The 15,897-nt window shown below is 73.0% G+C and carries 15 protein-coding genes and 1 tRNA gene; 6 read left to right on the top strand and 10 right to left on the bottom strand.

The window, feature by feature from the left end; genetic code table 11:
* The 3 genes from O7605_RS07480 to O7605_RS07490 are packed head-to-tail and all read right to left on the bottom strand — an operon-like array spanning position 1 to position 2,648.
* The gene (locus O7605_RS07480) at positions 1 to 354 is read right to left on the bottom strand and encodes a hypothetical protein (protein ID WP_269738489.1); all 354 of its coding nucleotides are present in this window, start codon (positions 352 to 354) and stop codon (positions 1 to 3) included.
* Complete coding sequence (locus O7605_RS07485; RefSeq protein ID WP_269738490.1) at positions 351 to 824, bottom strand: hypothetical protein; 474 nt, start codon at positions 822 to 824, stop codon at positions 351 to 353. The genes O7605_RS07480 and O7605_RS07485 overlap by 4 nt, the downstream gene beginning before the upstream one ends.
* A gap of 33 nt (positions 825 to 857) precedes the next feature.
* Complete coding sequence (locus O7605_RS07490; protein ID WP_269738491.1) at positions 858 to 2,648, bottom strand: potassium channel protein; 1,791 nt, start codon at positions 2,646 to 2,648, stop codon at positions 858 to 860.
* 91 nt (positions 2,649 to 2,739) lie between these two features.
* Between O7605_RS07490 and O7605_RS07495 the strand changes: the two genes are divergently transcribed.
* A complete protein-coding gene (locus O7605_RS07495; RefSeq protein WP_269738492.1) occupies positions 2,740 to 3,222 on the top strand; it encodes an MSMEG_6728 family protein in 483 nt (160 codons plus the stop codon).
* A gap of 30 nt (positions 3,223 to 3,252) precedes the next feature.
* Positions 3,253 to 4,779, top strand: coding sequence for a hydroxysqualene dehydroxylase (locus tag O7605_RS07500; RefSeq protein ID WP_269738493.1), 1,527 nt, complete (start codon positions 3,253 to 3,255; stop codon positions 4,777 to 4,779).
* A gap of 86 nt (positions 4,780 to 4,865) precedes the next feature.
* On the opposite strand, the gene O7605_RS07505 is transcribed toward O7605_RS07500, so the two are convergent.
* Positions 4,866 to 5,000, bottom strand: a complete 135-nt coding sequence (locus O7605_RS07505; RefSeq protein WP_269738494.1) for a hypothetical protein — start codon at positions 4,998 to 5,000, stop codon at positions 4,866 to 4,868.
* A gap of 95 nt (positions 5,001 to 5,095) precedes the next feature.
* Between O7605_RS07505 and O7605_RS07510 the strand changes: the two genes are divergently transcribed.
* Positions 5,096 to 5,539, top strand: coding sequence for an HNH endonuclease (locus O7605_RS07510; RefSeq protein ID WP_269738495.1), 444 nt, complete (start codon positions 5,096 to 5,098; stop codon positions 5,537 to 5,539).
* A gap of 91 nt (positions 5,540 to 5,630) precedes the next feature.
* Here O7605_RS07510 and O7605_RS07515 read toward each other — a convergent pair whose 3' ends face one another.
* Positions 5,631 to 6,392 carry an enoyl-CoA hydratase/isomerase family protein gene (locus O7605_RS07515; protein WP_269738496.1) on the bottom strand — a complete coding sequence of 254 codons (762 nt, stop codon included), beginning with the start codon at positions 6,390 to 6,392 and terminating at the stop codon, positions 5,631 to 5,633.
* Positions 6,393 to 6,598: 206 nt separating this feature from the next.
* Between O7605_RS07515 and O7605_RS07520 the strand changes: the two genes are divergently transcribed.
* Together O7605_RS07520 and O7605_RS07525 are read left to right on the top strand one after the other, a co-directional pair.
* A complete protein-coding gene (locus tag O7605_RS07520) occupies positions 6,599 to 7,690 on the top strand; it encodes a glycosyltransferase family 2 protein (RefSeq protein WP_269738497.1) in 1,092 nt (363 codons plus the stop codon).
* A complete protein-coding gene (locus tag O7605_RS07525) occupies positions 7,677 to 8,792 on the top strand; it encodes a glycosyltransferase (RefSeq protein WP_269738498.1) in 1,116 nt (371 codons plus the stop codon). Before O7605_RS07520 ends, O7605_RS07525 begins: the two co-directional genes overlap by 14 nt.
* A gap of 99 nt (positions 8,793 to 8,891) precedes the next feature.
* On the opposite strand, the gene O7605_RS07530 is transcribed toward O7605_RS07525, so the two are convergent.
* From O7605_RS07530 to O7605_RS07540, 3 genes are all read right to left on the bottom strand, one after another.
* Positions 8,892 to 10,604: a hypothetical protein gene (locus O7605_RS07530; protein ID WP_269738499.1), complete on the bottom strand. Its 1,713-nt coding sequence runs from the start codon at positions 10,602 to 10,604 to the stop codon at positions 8,892 to 8,894.
* 73 nt (positions 10,605 to 10,677) lie between these two features.
* A complete protein-coding gene (locus O7605_RS07535) occupies positions 10,678 to 11,559 on the bottom strand; it encodes a hypothetical protein (RefSeq protein ID WP_269738500.1) in 882 nt (293 codons plus the stop codon).
* A 125-nt stretch (positions 11,560 to 11,684) separates the two neighbouring features.
* Positions 11,685 to 11,761 (bottom strand) — tRNA-Thr (locus O7605_RS07540).
* A 321-nt stretch (positions 11,762 to 12,082) separates the two neighbouring features.
* Here O7605_RS07540 and O7605_RS07545 point away from each other — a divergent pair.
* A complete protein-coding gene (locus O7605_RS07545; protein ID WP_269738501.1) occupies positions 12,083 to 13,174 on the top strand; it encodes an ABC transporter ATP-binding protein in 1,092 nt (363 codons plus the stop codon).
* A gap of 66 nt (positions 13,175 to 13,240) precedes the next feature.
* Here the strand turns inward: O7605_RS07545 and rlmB are convergent, their stop codons facing one another.
* Positions 13,241 to 14,362: a 23S rRNA (guanosine(2251)-2'-O)-methyltransferase RlmB gene (rlmB, locus tag O7605_RS07550; protein WP_269738502.1), complete on the bottom strand. Its 1,122-nt coding sequence runs from the start codon at positions 14,360 to 14,362 to the stop codon at positions 13,241 to 13,243.
* Entirely contained in the window at positions 14,362 to 15,777 is a 1,416-nt protein-coding gene (gene cysS, locus O7605_RS07555) for a cysteine--tRNA ligase (protein WP_269738503.1), read from the bottom strand. Before cysS ends, rlmB begins: the two co-directional genes overlap by 1 nt.
* Positions 15,778 to 15,897 lie beyond the last annotated feature (120 nt).

Raw genomic sequence — 15,897 nt, forward strand, 5'->3', positions numbered from 1 at the left:
TCACTCTGTCTCCCGGGGGTGACCGGTGCCGACGTAGGTCAACCAGATCGTGCGGCGCTCGTCGTCGACGAGGTACCAGATGCGGCCCCCGCCGGTCACCTCGTACTGCCAGCGCTCCAGCTCTTGACCCTTCCAGCTGGCCGAAGCGAGCGTCCCCTTGAGGCGGTGCTGACGTTCCGGTGCGGTACGCGAACGTGGCGCGCCCCGGAGGGTCTCGAAGGCCCGCCGCAGATTTCCTGGTGCCTGTCGAGCAAGGTGTTTCCAACCGTCGGCCGCCGCCGAATCCGCGAAGCGGAGGTCGAACTCACCCGCCAGGGCGGGAGGTGCGGAGCGGTCGCCTCGCTTCGGGCTCACCGGACCGACTCTGGGGCCGGCACCGGCCCGAGGTCACCGGCCGGTTCCCGGGTCACCCGCTCCAGCAGGACCGGGTCGGCGTAGATTTCCGCGGTGTGCCGCCACTGCGTCAACAGGACGGCGACCGGCGACAGATTCTCCAGCGATGCCGCGCCCTGGGCAACCGTGATCAGGTCGTTCAGCAGCTCCGTGACGTCCTCGGGCGGCAGGAAGGCGACCCACGGCAGTGCCTCGCCGAGCACCCGCCGTACGACCTCGGTCGACTCCGACCGGACGAGGCCGGCCAGCAGTCGGGCGGTGAAGTCGATGACCACGGCGTCCCGTTCCATCTGATCGGCGGACGTCAGGGCCAGATCATCCGCGCCCCGTCGGCGCAGCCGTAGCGCCCGCACCTCACCGAGCCGCTCGGCGGCGGCGGCGGGACGGTGCAGGAACTCGCTGAACGGAAGCTCTTCGTAGACTGCGGCCACGACTTCCACACTACCGTGGAGGTCGGCTGATCGTCATTCCGTCGCCTCGCGCGGTACCGGCGCGCCGGACGGCGGTGCCGGCTCCGGTGGTGCGACCTCACGCAGCAACGCGTTCAGGCCGGCCCGGCGGGCCACCACGGTCAGCCGGTCACCGGCCACGATCACCATGCGCGGGTCCGGCGACCAGTCCAGGCGCTGCCCCGCCCGGGCGTGGGCGAGCAGGCGGACGCTGCCGGCCCGGCCGACGGTGGCGAGCGTACGACCGTCGAGGTCCGAGCCGGCGGCCACCGGGACCTCGGTGACCAGCAACGCGTGCCGGCCCACCGGGATGGTGGCGATCACCGCCCGGTCCAGCAGGGCGGCGGCGAACGACGGTGCCGCCAGGTAGGAGACGCTGCGCGAGGTGCCGATGCCGAAGGCCCGCTGCACCCGTTCGGCGAAATCGCCGTCGAACAGCCGCAGCACCACCCGGAGCTGGTCGTCGAGGGCCCGGGCGTTGAGCGCGGCGCGGAGGTTCGCCCCGTCATCCGTGGAGACCACCACCAACGCCTGGCAGGTCGCCACCGAGGCGGCCCGCAGCGTCTCCTCCTGCGCGGCGTCACCCACCACCAGCGGTACGCCGAGCCGCCGGGCCAGCCCGGCACCGCGCGCGTCCGCGCTCTTGTCGATCGCCACCACCTCGACGCCGAAGTCGTTGAGCTGGGCCATCACCCGGGTGCCGATGTTGCCGAGCCCGACCACCACGACATGCCCGGAACGCTCCGGCAGGATCCGACCGGTGTGCAGGGCCAGTCGGGCGTTCACCACCCCGTCCACCACCACCGCCGTGATCAGCGGGATCAGCGCCAGCCCGGCGAGATTGAGCACCACCTGCATGACCTGCTCGGCGGCCGACTTGGCGGGGTCCGGATCCTGCCCGGTGAGGGTGGTGACGAGCGTCAGGTAGAGCGCGTCGCCCCAGCCGACGTGCGCCGCGTTGGCGTACAGCCCGCCCAGGGCGGCCACCATGGCGAGCAGCACCAGCACCGCGATCCCGATCTTCCGGGTGGCGAAGCTGCGGATCGCCCGGAGCACCACCGCCACCGGCCGCCGCCGACGCCGCGCCCGGACCAGCCGCCGCGCGGCCAGCTCGGTCCCGGCGGGCCGACCGACCGCCTCGGCGAGCACCACGTCGGCGGCCCGGTCGTCGGCCGGGAGCACCAGGTCCTGCTGGGCGTCGCGGGTGTCGGCCACCCCGCAGACGATCTCACTGGGGCGTACGTCGTCGCGCCGAGCCACGTAGAGGGTGCGTCCGCCGTGCCGGAAGTGCGTCGGCGCGACCTCGCCGAGCGCGGCGGCCACGAAGGCCGGCGCGGCCATCGAGGCGTCGGAGAGCACCGCCGAGTCGGGGAAGATCTGCCGGACACCGTTGGCCAGGCCGGTGTTGAACATCCGCACCACCAGGCGCAGCCGGGGCTCCACCTCCTGCGCGCAGAGCGCCGCGTGCATGTTTCCCACGTCGTCCTGGTGCAGCAGGGCCAGCCCGGCGGCGTCGACCAGCCCGGCCCGGCGGAACGTGACCTCGTCCAGCCGGTCGGCCCGGATCACCTCGATGCCCGGCAGGTCACGGCCGTCCGGGCCGGGAGAACGCCGACGCTCCGGCACGATCAGGGTGATCCTCACCCGGCCGGACTGTGTCTCGCCGGCCAGCATGGTCCGCACCACCCAGTAGGCGAGCGGGTCCTGCCCGCAGATCACGTAGTGCGCCCGGGACTCCCCGTTGACCCGCAACCGGCGGCTGGCCCGCAGGGCCCGATCGAGCAGCGGCTCCGCCATGCCCCGCATGGTAGTCAGTCGGTCGCGGCCCGCGCAGTCCGTCATGATCGTGGCCGCCGCGTCGCGGCATGTCCCGGTCGGCGACGGGTAGGGCAGCGGCATGCAGACCTTCCTGCCGTACCCGGACTTTCTGGCCAGCGCCCGGGCGCTGGACCAACGACGGCTCGGCAAGCAGCGGGTGGAGGCGATCCAGGTGCTACGCGGGCTGACCTGGCCGACGTACGGCTGGCGCAACCACCCGGCGGTGAAGATGTGGGCCGGGTACGAGGAGGCCCTGACCCGGTACGGGCTGGACATCTGCTCGGTCTGGTGCGCGGCCGGCCGGGCCGACACCTGCGCCACCACGTTGACGGTCGACCTGGCCGCCGCGTGCGGCGTCGAGCAGGTCCGCACCCAGCAGGAACTCGCCGTCGCCGGGGAACTGCCGCCGTGGCTCGGCCGAACCGAGGTGCACCTGAGCCACCGCTCGTCGCTGCTGCGCAAGGACCCGACGCACTACCGGCCCATCTTCGGCGACGACGTTCCCGACGACCTGGAGTACGTCTGGCCGACCTCCGACCGCCCCCGCCGCTGCCTGTCCTGACCTGAGGAGCACACTGGGCCGGGAGGTCAGATGACGCTGTCGCAGTTGGCCGGACGGTTCATCGGCGTACGTCGGCACCGGGTCGACCCCGGCGGGGGTGGCGCCCCCCGCGTGCCGGGTCCGGTCGACGCCGTGGTCGTCGGCGGTGGCATCGCCGGCATGTCCGCGGCGGTGGTGCTCGCCGAACGCGGCGTCGAGGTGACCGTGCTGGAGGCCGCGCCCACCCTGGGCGGCCGGCTCGGTGCCTGGCCGGAAACCCTCGCCGACGGGACCGATCAGGTCAACGAGCACGGCTTCCACGCCTTCTTCCGGCAGTACTACAACTGGCGCAACATCCTGCGCCGGGTCGATCCGGCGCTGCGGTTCCTGCGGGCCGTCCCCGGCTATCCGGTGCTCAGCGCCGAGTGGCCGACCGAGGAGTTCGGCCGGCTACCCCCCGCGCCGCCGGCGAACCTGCTCACCCTGCTCGCCCGTAGCCCCAGCCTGCGCCTGCGCGACCTGCGCCGGATGGATCGGGACGCGGCCCTGCCGCTGCTGACGTACGACCCGGTACGCACCTACGCCGAGTTCGATCACGCCACCGCCGACGACCTGCTCGACTCGCTGCGGCTGCCCGACCGGGCCCGGGCGATGCTCTTCGAGGTCTTCTCCCACTCGTTCTTCAATCACGAGGCGGAGATGTCGGCCGCCGAGATGATCGCGCAGTTCCACTTCTACCTGCTCGGCAACCCGGAAGGGCTCGCCTTCGACTGCCCCGACGAGGACTACGCCAGGTCGATCTGGGAGCCGCTGACCCGGCACGTCGAGCGGCACGGCGGCCGGATCCGGACCGGCGAGCCGGTCACCGGTCTGCATCGCGATCCCGACGGCTGGCAGGTGCACAGCACGCACGGCACGTACCGGGCCGGGCACGTCGTGCTCGCCGTCGACCCGCCCGCACTCGCCGCCCTGGTCGCGGACTCGCCGTCGCTTGTCGAGCAGGCCCCGGCGCTGGCGGCGGCGATGCCCGCGTACGGTCGGCCCGGCCCGCCGTACGCGGTCGCCCGCTACTGGTGCGACGGCGACGTCGATCCCCATCGGGCGATCTTCAGCGGGGTGTCCCGACAGGCCACGTTGGACTCGGTCACGCTGTACCACCGGCTGGAGCGCGAGTCCCGCCGCTGGGCCGAGCGCGCCGGCGGCTCGGTGATCGAGCTGCACGCGTACGCCTGCGAGCCGGACGTGCCCGCCACCGAGCTGGCCGAGCGGATGCGTGCCGAACTGGCGGTGCTCTGGCCGGAGACGGCCCGGCTGCGGGTACGCGAAGTGCGGGCCCGGGTCGAGGCGAAGGCGCCCGCCTTCACGCCGGGCAGCCACTCCTGGCGTCCGGGGGTCCGCACCGACGCGACCGGCCTCTACCTGGCCGGCGACGGCATCAGCACCGACTTTCCCAGCGCCCTGATGGAGCGGGCGGCGGCCACCGGCATCCTCGCGGCGAACCACATCCTGCGCGCCGAGGGTGGTGCCGCCGAACCGCTGCACTCGATCCGGCCGCGTGGTCTGCTCGCCCGACGCTGACCTCCAGGAGCGGCGCTCACCGCCGACCGGGCCATCGAAATGCGTTGCCGCCTCACCTCGGCCGCACCTACCGTGATCGCGCAAGGTCAACCGCCGATCCGGGAGTACCTCATGTCGAGGCCGTACGCCACCACCGCCGTGTCGGCGGGACGGCCGGGCTCGCGGATGCCCGGCGGTTGGCGCACCGAACGCCCCCAGGGTGACCGCTCCGGCTGACGCATACCGCCGCCCGCCGAGCCGCCCAACCCGTGCCCGGGGTCGGGCGCTCGCCGCCGTCCGCCCCTACGTCCGTCACCGTTCGTGGAGGGAGACACCGGTGGACGCCGTCCTCGTCATCAACGCCGACCTCGGCCCGCTGCACCGGGTCACCGTCCAGCACGCGATCCGGATGCTCTGCCGCCGGGTCGCCGAGATCCACGAGGCCGTACCGGACCGGGTCATCGGGGTGTTCCCGGTGCCCCGGGTGGTCCGGCTGGTGCGTTACGTGGTGACCCGCTGGCGGATGCGCGCCGGCCCGGCATGGTCCCGGGCCGGGGTGTTACGCCGCGACGGCAGGTGCTGCGCGTACTGCGACGGGCCGGCCGACACCATCGACCACGTGCTGCCCCGCTCGCGCGGCGGCCGGAACACCTGGAAGAACACGACGGCCGCCTGCTACGCCTGCAACCAGCGCAAGGGGGACCGTACGCCGGCCAAGGCGGGCATGCCGCTGCGGCGCGTACCTGTCGTACCGAGCTGGACGGCGCTGGCCGGGCGGTGACGGGCCGGCCGGCGGGCACAGGGGGCGGCGTCGGGTTTCGCCCGGCGCGGCGCCCGCCGGCCCCCGGCCTGTCGGTCCGGGTGGCCCGGTCTCAGGCCGGCGGTGTCCAACCGAATCGCGGTCCGCGGCGCTCGTGGAAGGCCGCCACGCCCTCCCGAGCCTCGTCACTGGCCCGCACCTGCCCGTGCCACCAGGCCATCCGATCCTCGTCCGCCCGCCCGTCGACGATCTCCTTGGCGGCGGCGACGCTGAGCTGCGAACGCTCGGCGATCACGCCGGTGAGGCTGTCGACCCGGGCGGCCAGGTCGACGCCGGGCAGCACCTCGTCGACCAGCCCGATCCGCAGCGCCCGGTCGGCGTCCACCAACTCGCCGGTGAACAGCAGGTACTTTGCCGCCGCCGGACCGATCAGCCGGGCCAGCCGGTGGGTGGTGGGCGCCGGGTAGACCAGCCCCAGCCGGGCCGGCGGTACGCCGAAACGGGCGTCGGCCGCGGCTATCCGCAGGTCACAGGCGACCGCCAACTGGCAGCCGCCACCGACGCAGGCACCGTGGACGGCGGCCACCGTCGGCTTGGCGAAGCTGGCCAGCCGTTCCTCGGCCACCACGGCGATGCTGCCGTCGCCGGCCGCCAGCAGCTCGTCCAGGTCGCTGAGATCCGCACCGGCGCAGAAGGTGCCGTCGGCACCGGTGAGCACCACGACGCGGACCGCCGGGTCGGCCTCCAGTCCGTCGAGCAGCGTCGGCAGCCGTCGCCACATGGCGGGGGTCATCGCGTTACGCCGGCCCGGATTGCGGATCACCACCGTGGCCACCGCATCCGCGACCTCGACCACCAGGTTCGCGTCCGTCACCGCCCACCATCCCCTCGCCGCACCACGCCGTACGCCACCTGCGGCGACCTTAGCGACGTCTGCTCCCCGCCGGGCCGGATGGGTCGGTCCGGCCGACGACCACCGCTGTACGCCTGAGCGCAGCCCGGCATTCACCTCGGGGCCGCCCGCGCCACCTAACGTCACCGTGCGCGCACGTCGTAGCCGGCCCGAGTGAGCAGGTGGTCATGCCATCCACACCCACGGTCAGCGTGGTCATCCCCACCTTCGCCCGCCCGGCGTTGGTGAGCCGCGCGGTACGCAGCGCGCTCGCGCAGACCGTCACCGACATCGAGGTGATCGTCGTGGTCGACGGTCCGGACGAGGACACCGGCAAGGCCCTCGCCGAGATCGGCGACCCCCGGCTGCGGGTGGTCGACCTGCCCGGCAAGGGCGGTGCGCCCAACGCCCGCAACACCGGCGTACGTGAGGCGCGTGCCCCCTGGACCGCCCTGCTCGACGACGACGACGAGTGGCTGCCCACCAAGCTCGCCGCGCAGCTGAAGCTGGCCCGCAGCGCCACAGTGGGCAGCCCGATCATCGCCAGCCGGCTGATCAACAAAACGCCCCGGGCGCAGTTCGTGATGCCCCGGCGGCTGCCGGAACCGGACGAGCCGATCTGCGAGTACCTCACGCTGCGGCGCGGACTGTTCCACGGCGACGGGTTCATCCAGACCTCGACCATCATGGCGCCGACCGAGCTGCTGCGCCGGGTGCCGTTCACCGTCGGGCTGCGCCGGCAGCAGGAACTGGACTGGACCGTACGCGCGATGAGCCACCCGGACGTCGAGCTGCTGGTCGCCGCCGAGCCGCTGGTGCTCTGGCACCAGGACGAGGACCGGCCACGGATCAGTCTCAGCTCGCCGTGGGAGGCCCAGCTCGAGTGGCTCCGCGGGATCCGATCACTGATCACCCCACGGGCGTACGCGGCGATCACGATGAGCATCATCAGCTCGATGGCCGCGCCCACCCGCAGCGTCCGGGTCTTCCGGCTGCTGCTCGCCGAGGCGCGCCGGCACGGGCGGCCCGGCCTCGTCGACTACCTGACGTTCCTGCAGATCTGGGTGCTTCCGCCGCAGCTGCGGCACCGGGTACGCGACCGGATCCTCGGCCGTGGCCGGCGCGGCGGTCCGCCCTCCCCGGGCCAGTCCGCGAGCACCGAGCCCGATGCCGGCCGGCGAGCGCCAGGTGGCGCGGCGACCGACGCGGCGGGGACCGCCGCCGGCACGTCGACGGGAACGGCTGGGACGCCGGGGATCGGGGCCGATGTCCGGCGATAGGGTCGCCGTGATCTGGCGCAGCTGCCTGCTACCGGGCTCGGAGACGTTCGTCCGCAACCAGGCCGACGCGCTGCCCATCTGGCGTCCGGTCTACCTGGGTGCCGTCCGGGTGGTCTCACCGCTGTCCCGGGACAGCGACGTGGTGCTGTGCCCGGACACGCCGCGTGGCCGCCGCGAGTGGCTGCGGTTGCGGTTGACCGGCGGGTCACCCCGGCTACGGCGGCTGCTGGCCCGGCTGCGCCCCGGGGTGGTGCACGCGCACTTCGGCGGCGACGGCTGGTTGGTCAGCCGGGCCGCCGAACAGCTGGGCATTCCGCTGGTCGTCACCCTGCACGGCCTCGACGTCACCCGGCAGGCGGCGGCGCCCGGTCCGCGCGGCGCCCGGCACCGGCGGAACCTGCGGACCATGTTCGGTCGGGCCGCGCTGATCCTGGCCGTCTCCGGGGCGATCCGGGACCGGGCGGTGGCGCTGGGAGCGGATCCGCAGAAGATCCGCGTGCACCACACCGGGGTGCCGGTGCCACCGGAGCCGGCCGCCGGACCGAAGCGGTGGGACGTCGTGTTCGTCGGCCGGTTCGTGGAGAAGAAGGGGGTCGAGGATCTCGTCGAGGCGCTGGGCATGCTCTCCGAACTGCGGCCCCGGGTGCTGCTGGTCGGCACCGGGCCGCTGCACGAGCGGGTAAGCGCCCGCGCCGCACAGTTGGGCGTGGACGCGACGTTTCCCGGCGCGCTGCCACCGCCCGAGGTGATGCGGCACATCGCCGAGGCCCGGCTGCTCGCGGCACCGTCGCGCACCGCGTCGGACGGCGACACCGAGGGTCTGCCCACCACCATCCTGGAGGCGTTCAGTCTCGGCGTGCCGGTCGTCTCGACCTACCACAGTGGTATCCCCGAGGCGGTCACCCACGAGGCCAACGGCCTGCTCTGCGCGGAAGGCGACCGGCCGGCCCTCGCCGCCAACCTCCGCCGCCTGCTCACCGACGCTCCACTGCGCGACCACCTCGGCAAGGCCGCCCGCCACCGCGCCGAGACCGACTTCGACCTGCACCAGCAGACCCGCCGCCTCGAATCCCTCTACGACTCCCTGCTGCCCCCACCCTGACCTAGCCCCGCCGATCATGCAGTTGTGGTCGTCTTTTCACCACTCTCGCCCCCATTTGTCGCTGCCACAACTGCATGATCGCGGTCAGGGGTAGGACCGTCAGTCGGTGGGTCGGAGGCGGCGGACGGCGGACCGGGCGGTGCGGGCACCGGCCAGCAGGAGCCGTCCGGCCCGCGCGGTGGGGGTGCCGTGCAGCAGTGCGACGATCCGGCGCAGCCGTTTCACCTCGTCGTCGCGCTCGGTCAAGGTCCGTTCGTACCAGTCCTGAAGCGCGCGCGCCTCGGACAGCTCGCGGGCCAGCCGGTCCCGGTCCGTCAGCAGTTCCCGCCAGCCGCCGGCAGCCGCGCCCACCACCTGGTCCACCGACGTCCCCGGCTCCCGACCGGACATCGTGGTCAGCATGGCGGCCAGCTCACCGGCCGGCCAGAGGTCCGCCAGTCCGGCGTCGACCAGCCGGGACGCCAGCCGCCGCAGCACCACCATCGGATCGGCGGCCTCGGTAGATCGGTGCCAGGTGCCGGCCGGGGTGACGACCACGGCGTCCGCGGGCATCCCCGCCGCCGCACCGCCCTGCCAGGCGGTGAGCAGCGCCCGCACCGCCGGCAGGTCCCGGCGCAACGTCGCGGCCACCACCAGATCCTCGACGGTACGTCCCGACGGGACGGTCCCGCCGTCGGCGAACCGCCACCCGCCCGCCGGATCGCGGCGCACCTCCCGGAGCCGACCGTCCAGCACCAGCAGCGCCGCGGGCGGCACCGCCCCGGCCCGGTCAGCCTCAGGTTGGGCGCGCGCGGCGGGCTGATCCGCCGGGGTCGACGGACCCGGCAGGCGTTCGCCGAGCAGCACCCAGGCCGGCGCGAGTTCGACGGCGATCCCGTTCCGGACGGCGGATCCGGCCAGCCGAGCCGGGTCGGCCAGCGGCGGTGCGGCCGGCACCGGGCCACCACCTCCGGTGCCGCGGTCACGCGTTCCGCCGTCGCCGTCGCCGAGTTCGGCCAGGTCGCCGGGGACGGCCTGATTGCCGAGCAGGGGCTGGTCGCCGGGGACGGCCCGATTGCCGAGCACGGCCGGGTCACCGAACACGGCCGGGTCACCGAACACGGCCGGGTCACCGAACACGGCCGGGTCACCGAACACGGCCTGGAGGAAGCCGGTCAGGTCCGGGTCGGCCAGCAGTTCCGGGTCGAGCAGAGCGGCCGGCGCGACCGGCGACGGGAAGGCCGCCCAGGCACCGCCGATCCGCAGCCCCGACGCCGTCAGCCGGGCCCGCAGCCGGGCCGGGCCGGCCGGGCGGGTGTCGTCGTACTCGTCGAACGACCCCCAGTCGGAGTCGGTGCTCGGCGGTGGCGACGCCAGCAACCGGTGCAGCCCGAGCGGGTTCTCGGCCCCGAGCAGCAGCCGACCGCCGGGCCGCAGCACCGATACCAGCAGGTCGAACGCCTCGCCCCAGGACAGCTGCGTCCCCTCGACCGAACCGAGGCGCGCCAGCCCGTCCAGGGCGACCACGCTGTCGTACGCGGCGGTGCCGGCGAGCTTCTCCGGGCCGCCACAGCACACCCGCACCCCGGTCGATCCGGCGTAGCGGGCAGCCAGCGCCTCGGCGTCGGGCAGTCCGCGGACCAGCACGGTCAGGTCGGCCGAGGGCAGCGCGTCGAGCAGTTGGGGATCGTGTGGCCCCACCACCAGCGTGCGGCCGGACGCGACGGACAACAGGGCCGCCAGCCCCGGACCGCGTACCGGGCCCGAGCCGTGCGCGCCGTCGAGATCAGACCAGCCGAGCATCTCGCCACCGAGCAGGTGCACCTCACTCATCGCGCCACCTCGCTGCGCTCGGCGTCACGACGAGCCACCCCACTGCGCTGAATGATTCGCTCGCTGCGCTCGCTCATCGGCCAACCTCCGTGCCCTGGTGCTCGTCGACGGATCGGACCGTGGGGGCCTGGTGCCGCCCGGTGGGCTCGGGCCAGCGGAACAGCCGGCGCAGCTCGGCCGGTGTCAGCAGCCGGTCGGCTCCCAACTCGGCGACGGCCAGGGCACGGGCGGCGTCCGGGTCGACCTGCGGGCCGTGCAGGCTCGCCCACTGGCGCCGGATCCGCGGCTGACCACCCCAGATCGGCACCTCACCGGCCAGCTGCATCGGATCGCCGTAGACGGCCGGCTCACAGCCGGCCAGGATGCCGTAGAAGACCGCGCTGCACAGCCGGTTCGAGGCGACCCGACGATGCCGGCGCAGCTCGGCCAGTTGCCGGTGCAGGAAACCCGGGTCGAGGTCACGCCACCGACCACCCCGGTAGCCGTGGCAGATCACCCGGAAGCCGGCCCGCTCGTAGTGCTGGCGTACCCGGGTGGATCGGTACTCCTGCCAGTAGAGGCAGACCGTCACCGGCCCCGGTTCGACGGCCCGGATCTCGTCGACCAGCCGGTCGTGGTCACCGACGACCCGCTGCCCCTCCCAGCCGTGGAAGGGGTACCAGATGGTGCCCTCCCGCCGTCGCGGGTCGTCCGGCTCCATCGCCAGCAGGTACGCCCACGGAGCGCCGACCACGTACGTCTGTCGGCGCCCCAGGGACCAGGCCCGCCGCCGGGTCCGCTCCGACCACAGGAACAGCGGTACGCCGGGTACGAACTCGTGGTCGTACGCCATGCCGTCGCCGATGTTCCAGCCGTGCTGGAGGTAGCCGTGGACGCGGGGCGGATCCCGGTCGTCGAGCCCGCAGTAGCGGGCCAGCACGTGGGAGTGCCCGTAGTAGTGGTTGGCATGGTGCACGGTGGCGGGCGCCCCTGGTCGTGGTGACGGGTCACGGCGTGACGGGTGGAGGCGGAGCCTAACCGGCCCGTCTGAACACCCGGCCACGCCGAGATGTCCGCCCGGTGTGCCATGCGTGATACGGATGGAGCCCCCGGCCGGGATCGAACCGGCGACATCCCGCTTACAAGGCGGGTGCTCTGGCCAGCTGAGCTACAGGGGCGTTGTGTCGTGGCCAGCATAGCGACCGACGTCCGGTTTTCCTGCTCGGCAGGGGTCCCGAGCATGGGAAACGTCAACATCCCGACCCGTGGACGTCGATTCGTGTCCGACCGTGCCCGAGTGACCGGAATGCGAATGCTTCGGAAGTACCGGTCGACGGTGGACCTTGGCATTGCGGCGAAAGCCGTTTACCGTGCAGTGACACGGCCGACACGGGTTCACCCCGCGCTGGCCGTGGCGCCGGTACGGGCACCCGTGCCGGTCGCTCCTTCACTCGGATCGTCCGGCACGTTCCTGCCGGTGAAAGGAAGCGTCCCCCCTCATGGCTACGGTCACCTACGCGAAGGCGTCCCGGATCTACCCGGGCACCGAACGCCCCGCGGTCAACCAGCTCGACCTCCAGATCGGCGACGGCGAGTTCCTCGTCCTCGTCGGCCCCTCCGGCTGTGGTAAGTCCACCAGCCTGCGCATGCTCGCCGGCCTGGAGGACGTCGACGACGGCGCGATCTACATCGACGACCGGGACGTCACCCACCTGCCGCCGAAGGCCCGCGACATCGCGATGGTCTTCCAGAACTACGCCCTCTACCCGCACATGACGGTGTACGAGAACATGGCGTTCGCGCTCAAGCTGCGCAAGACCTCCAAGTCCGAGATCGACCGGCGGGTCAAGGAGGCGGCGGCGCTGCTCCAGCTGGAGGAGTACCTCAGCCGCAAGCCGAAGGCGCTCTCCGGCGGTCAGCGCCAGCGGGTCGCGATGGGCCGGGCCATCGTCCGGGAGCCGCAGGTCTTCCTGATGGACGAGCCGCTGTCGAACCTCGACGCCAAGCTGCGGGTGCAGACCCGTACGCAGATCGCGTCGCTGCAGGCCAAGCTCGGCATCACCACCGTCTACGTGACCCACGACCAGGTCGAGGCCATGACCATGGGCCACCGGGTCGCGGTCATGCTCGACGGCGTGCTCCAGCAGGTCGACACCCCGCGGACGCTCTACGACACCCCGGCCAACGTCTTCGTCGCCGGCTTCATCGGCTCGCCCGCCATGAACATCAAGACCGTCCCGTTCAGCGAGCAGGGCGCGTCGTTCGCGGAGATGTCCGTGCCGCTGACCCGCGAGCAGGTCGAGGCGGCGAGCGCCGAGGGCGGCAACGGCAAGGTGACCGTGGGCTTCCGCCCGGAGGACTGCGACATCGTCAGCCCGACCGAGGGCGGCATGCCGGTCGTGGTCGAGCTGGTCGAGGACCTGGGCTCCGACGCCAACGTCTACGGCCACGCCGCGCTCGACGGCGCCTCCGAGCGGTTCGTGGTCCGCACCGACCGTCGGCAGATGCCGAAGCTCGGCGACACGATCTTCGTGAGGCCGCGTACCGGCCAGAGCCACGTCTTCCACTCCGCCACCGGGAAGCGCATCTGACGTAGCAACAGCGAAGGGGCGGTCCGCCGATGGCGGGCCGCCCCTTTCGCGTACGCGCTGCGGTTCTCAGCCCTCGACGGCCCGGCGGCGCGCCACCTCGGCCAGCGTGACCGCGGCGGCCACGCTGGCGTTCAGCGACTCCACCTCGGAGATCATCGGAATGCTGACGGTGAGGTCGCAGGTCTGCCCGACCAGGCGGGACAGCCCCCGTCCCTCCGAGCCGACCACCACGACCAGCGGGCCGACGGCGGCCTCCAGGTCGTACAGGTCCGTCTCCCCGTCGGCGTCCAGGCCGACCACCACGAACCCGGCGTCCCGGCAGGCCTTCAGCGACCGGGTGAGGTTGGTCACCTGGGCCACCGGCACCCGGGCCGCCGCGCCCGCGCTGGTCCGCCAGGCGGTCGCGGTGATGCCGGCCGCCCGCCGCTCGGGTACGAAGACACCCTGCGCGCCGAACGCGGCGGCGGAGCGGATGACCGCGCCGAGGTTACGCGGATCGGTCACCCCGTCCAGCGCCACCAGCAGCGGTGCCGGCTGTTCCAGCGCGGCGGCGACCAGGTCCTCGAACGGCTCGTACGCGAACGGCGGCACCTGGAGACCGACGCCCTGGTGCAGCACGCCCCCGGTCATCCGGTCCAGCTCGGCCCGGCTGACCTCCAGGATCGCGATGCCCCGGTCGGCAGCGGTCCGGACGATCTCCTTGACCCGGTCGTCGAGGTCGATGCCCAGCGCGGTGTAGAGCGCGGTCGCCGGCACCTGGGTACGCAGCGCCTCCAGCACCGGGTTGCGGCCCACCAACAGTTCCGGGGAGTCCTTCGCCGGGTTGGACTTGCGCCCCGGCGCGACCCGGGGGCCGCTGCGCCCAGCGGGCTGCTTACCGCGCGCCGGCTTGGCGTTGGCCGTGCCCCGGCCACCACCCTTGCCCCAGGTGGTGTCCTTGCTGCCGGGCTGGCCGATCTTCGGGGCCCGCCCCTCCTCGGCCGCCGCCCGGCGCTCCTTCTCCTGCTTCCACGCGGTGCGCTGCGGCAGCTTCTCGGTGCCCGAGTACGCCTTGTGCCAGGGACGCTCGTCGGCCGGCAACGTCCGGCCACGCCCGGCGAGGGAGTCCCGGTTCTTGCCGCCGGACCCCTTCGGGGCACTGGCCTTCGACGCCACCCGTCGACCACGGCGCTGCGAATTGCCGGCCATCAGTCCTGCTCTCCAATAGTCCAACGCGGCCCCTGCGGGGTGTCCTCGACCACCACTCCGGCCTGCTTGAGTTGATCCCGCAGCGCGTCGGCGGCGGCCCAGTCCTTGCGGACCCGGGCCTGCGCGCGCTGTTCCAGAGCCAGGGCGATCAGGGAGTCCACCACACCACGGAGGTCGCTCGCCCGGGCTCCGCCGGTCCAGGCCGGGTCGAGGGGGTCGACCCCGAGGATATCCAGCATCGCGCGCACGCTGGCGAGTGTGGTGCGCACGGTCACATCGTCCCCACCGGCCAGCGCGTTGTTGCCGTCCCGCAGTACCTCGTGCAGCGCCGCCAGCGCGGCCGAGGTGTTCAGGTCGTCGTCCATCGCCGCGGCGAACGCGGCCGGCAACTCGCCCGGCGCACCCGCGCCGACCCGTTCCACGGCCCGCGTCACGAAGCCCTCGATCCGCCGGTACGCGACGGCAGCCTCGCGCAGCGCCTCCTCCGAGTAGTCGATCCGCGAACGGTAGTGGGCGGCCACGTAGTAGTAGCGCAGCTCGACCGGGCGGACCCCGAGGGTGGCGACGTAGTCGAGGTCGAGGGCGTTGCCCAGTGACTTGCCCATCTTGGTCCCGCCGATGCCGAGCAGGCCGTGGTGCACCCAGTACCGGGCGAAGGGCAGGCCGGCGGCCTGGGACTGGGCCAGCTCGTTCTCGTGGTGCGGGAAGGTCAGGTCGAGCCCGCCACCGTGGATGTCGAACTCCGCGCCCAGGTAGCGCCAGCACATCGCCGAGCACTCGATGTGCCAGCCGGGTCGGCCCCGCCCCCACGGCGACGGCCAGTAGGCGTCCGCCGGCTCGTCCGGCTTGGCGCCCTTCCAGAGCGCGAAGTCGCGCGGGTCGCGCTTGCCCCGGTCCGGTGCGTCACCGGCGGACTGCATGTCGTCGGGCGACTGGTTTGACAACGCACCGTACGACGGCCACGAGCACACGTCGAAGTACACGTCGCCCGAGCCGTCGGTGGCCGGGTAGGCGTGCCCCCGCTCGATCAGCAACGCGATCAGATCGTGCATCTCGGGGATGTGACCGGTGGCGCGTGGCTCGTAGGTGGGCGGCAGCACGTTCAACGCCCGGTACGCCTCGGCGAGCTTCAACTCGTTGGCGTACGCGATCGACCAGAACGGGCGCTCCTGCTCCTGCGCCTTGACCAGGACCTTGTCGTCGATGTCGGTCACGTTGCGGATGAAGGTGACCTGGAAACCGGCCGCCGACAGCCAGCGACGCAACACGTCGTAGTTGACGCCGGAGCGAAGATGACCGATGTGCGGCGGTGCCTGGAGGGTGAGACCACACAGGTAGACCCCCACCTTGCCGGCTTCCCGCGGGACGAAGTCCCGCACCGATCGGGTGGCGGTGTCATACAGGCGTAGCGTCACCGTACAAGGGTAGCCGTCCGCTGTTGCCCGCTCGGCCCGAGCCTGGTAGCGCCCGGCCGCTGCACGCCTGCCGATGCCGCCCCCGCTGGCCGTACGCTGCTGGTCGTGAGCACTCCAGCG

Origin of the sequence: Verrucosispora sp. WMMA2121, from assembly GCF_027460185.1 — a bacterium.
Taxonomy (GTDB): Bacteria; Actinomycetota; Actinomycetes; order Mycobacteriales; family Micromonosporaceae; genus Micromonospora; species Micromonospora palythoicola.

Bases quoted from the DNA above. Each gene is read 5' to 3' on its own strand.
- O7605_RS07525 (WP_269738498.1), top strand. From the start codon at position 7,677: ATGTCCGGCGATAGGGTCGCCGTGATCTGGCGCAGCTGCCTGCTACCG.
- O7605_RS07545 (WP_269738501.1), top strand. From the start codon at position 12,083: ATGGCTACGGTCACCTACGCGAAGGCGTCCCGGATCTACCCGGGCACC.
- O7605_RS07490 (WP_269738491.1), bottom strand. From the start codon at position 2,648: ATGCGGGGCATGGCGGAGCCGCTGCTCGATCGGGCCCTGCGGGCCAGC.
- O7605_RS07530 (WP_269738499.1), bottom strand. From the start codon at position 10,604: ATGAGTGAGGTGCACCTGCTCGGTGGCGAGATGCTCGGCTGGTCTGAT.
- O7605_RS07500 (WP_269738493.1), top strand. From the start codon at position 3,253: ATGACGCTGTCGCAGTTGGCCGGACGGTTCATCGGCGTACGTCGGCAC.
- O7605_RS07505 (WP_269738494.1), bottom strand. From the start codon at position 5,000: ATGCGTCAGCCGGAGCGGTCACCCTGGGGGCGTTCGGTGCGCCAACCG.
- O7605_RS07495 (WP_269738492.1), top strand. From the start codon at position 2,740: ATGCAGACCTTCCTGCCGTACCCGGACTTTCTGGCCAGCGCCCGGGCG.
- rlmB (WP_269738502.1), bottom strand. From the start codon at position 14,362: ATGGCCGGCAATTCGCAGCGCCGTGGTCGACGGGTGGCGTCGAAGGCC.
- O7605_RS07520 (WP_269738497.1), top strand. From the start codon at position 6,599: ATGCCATCCACACCCACGGTCAGCGTGGTCATCCCCACCTTCGCCCGC.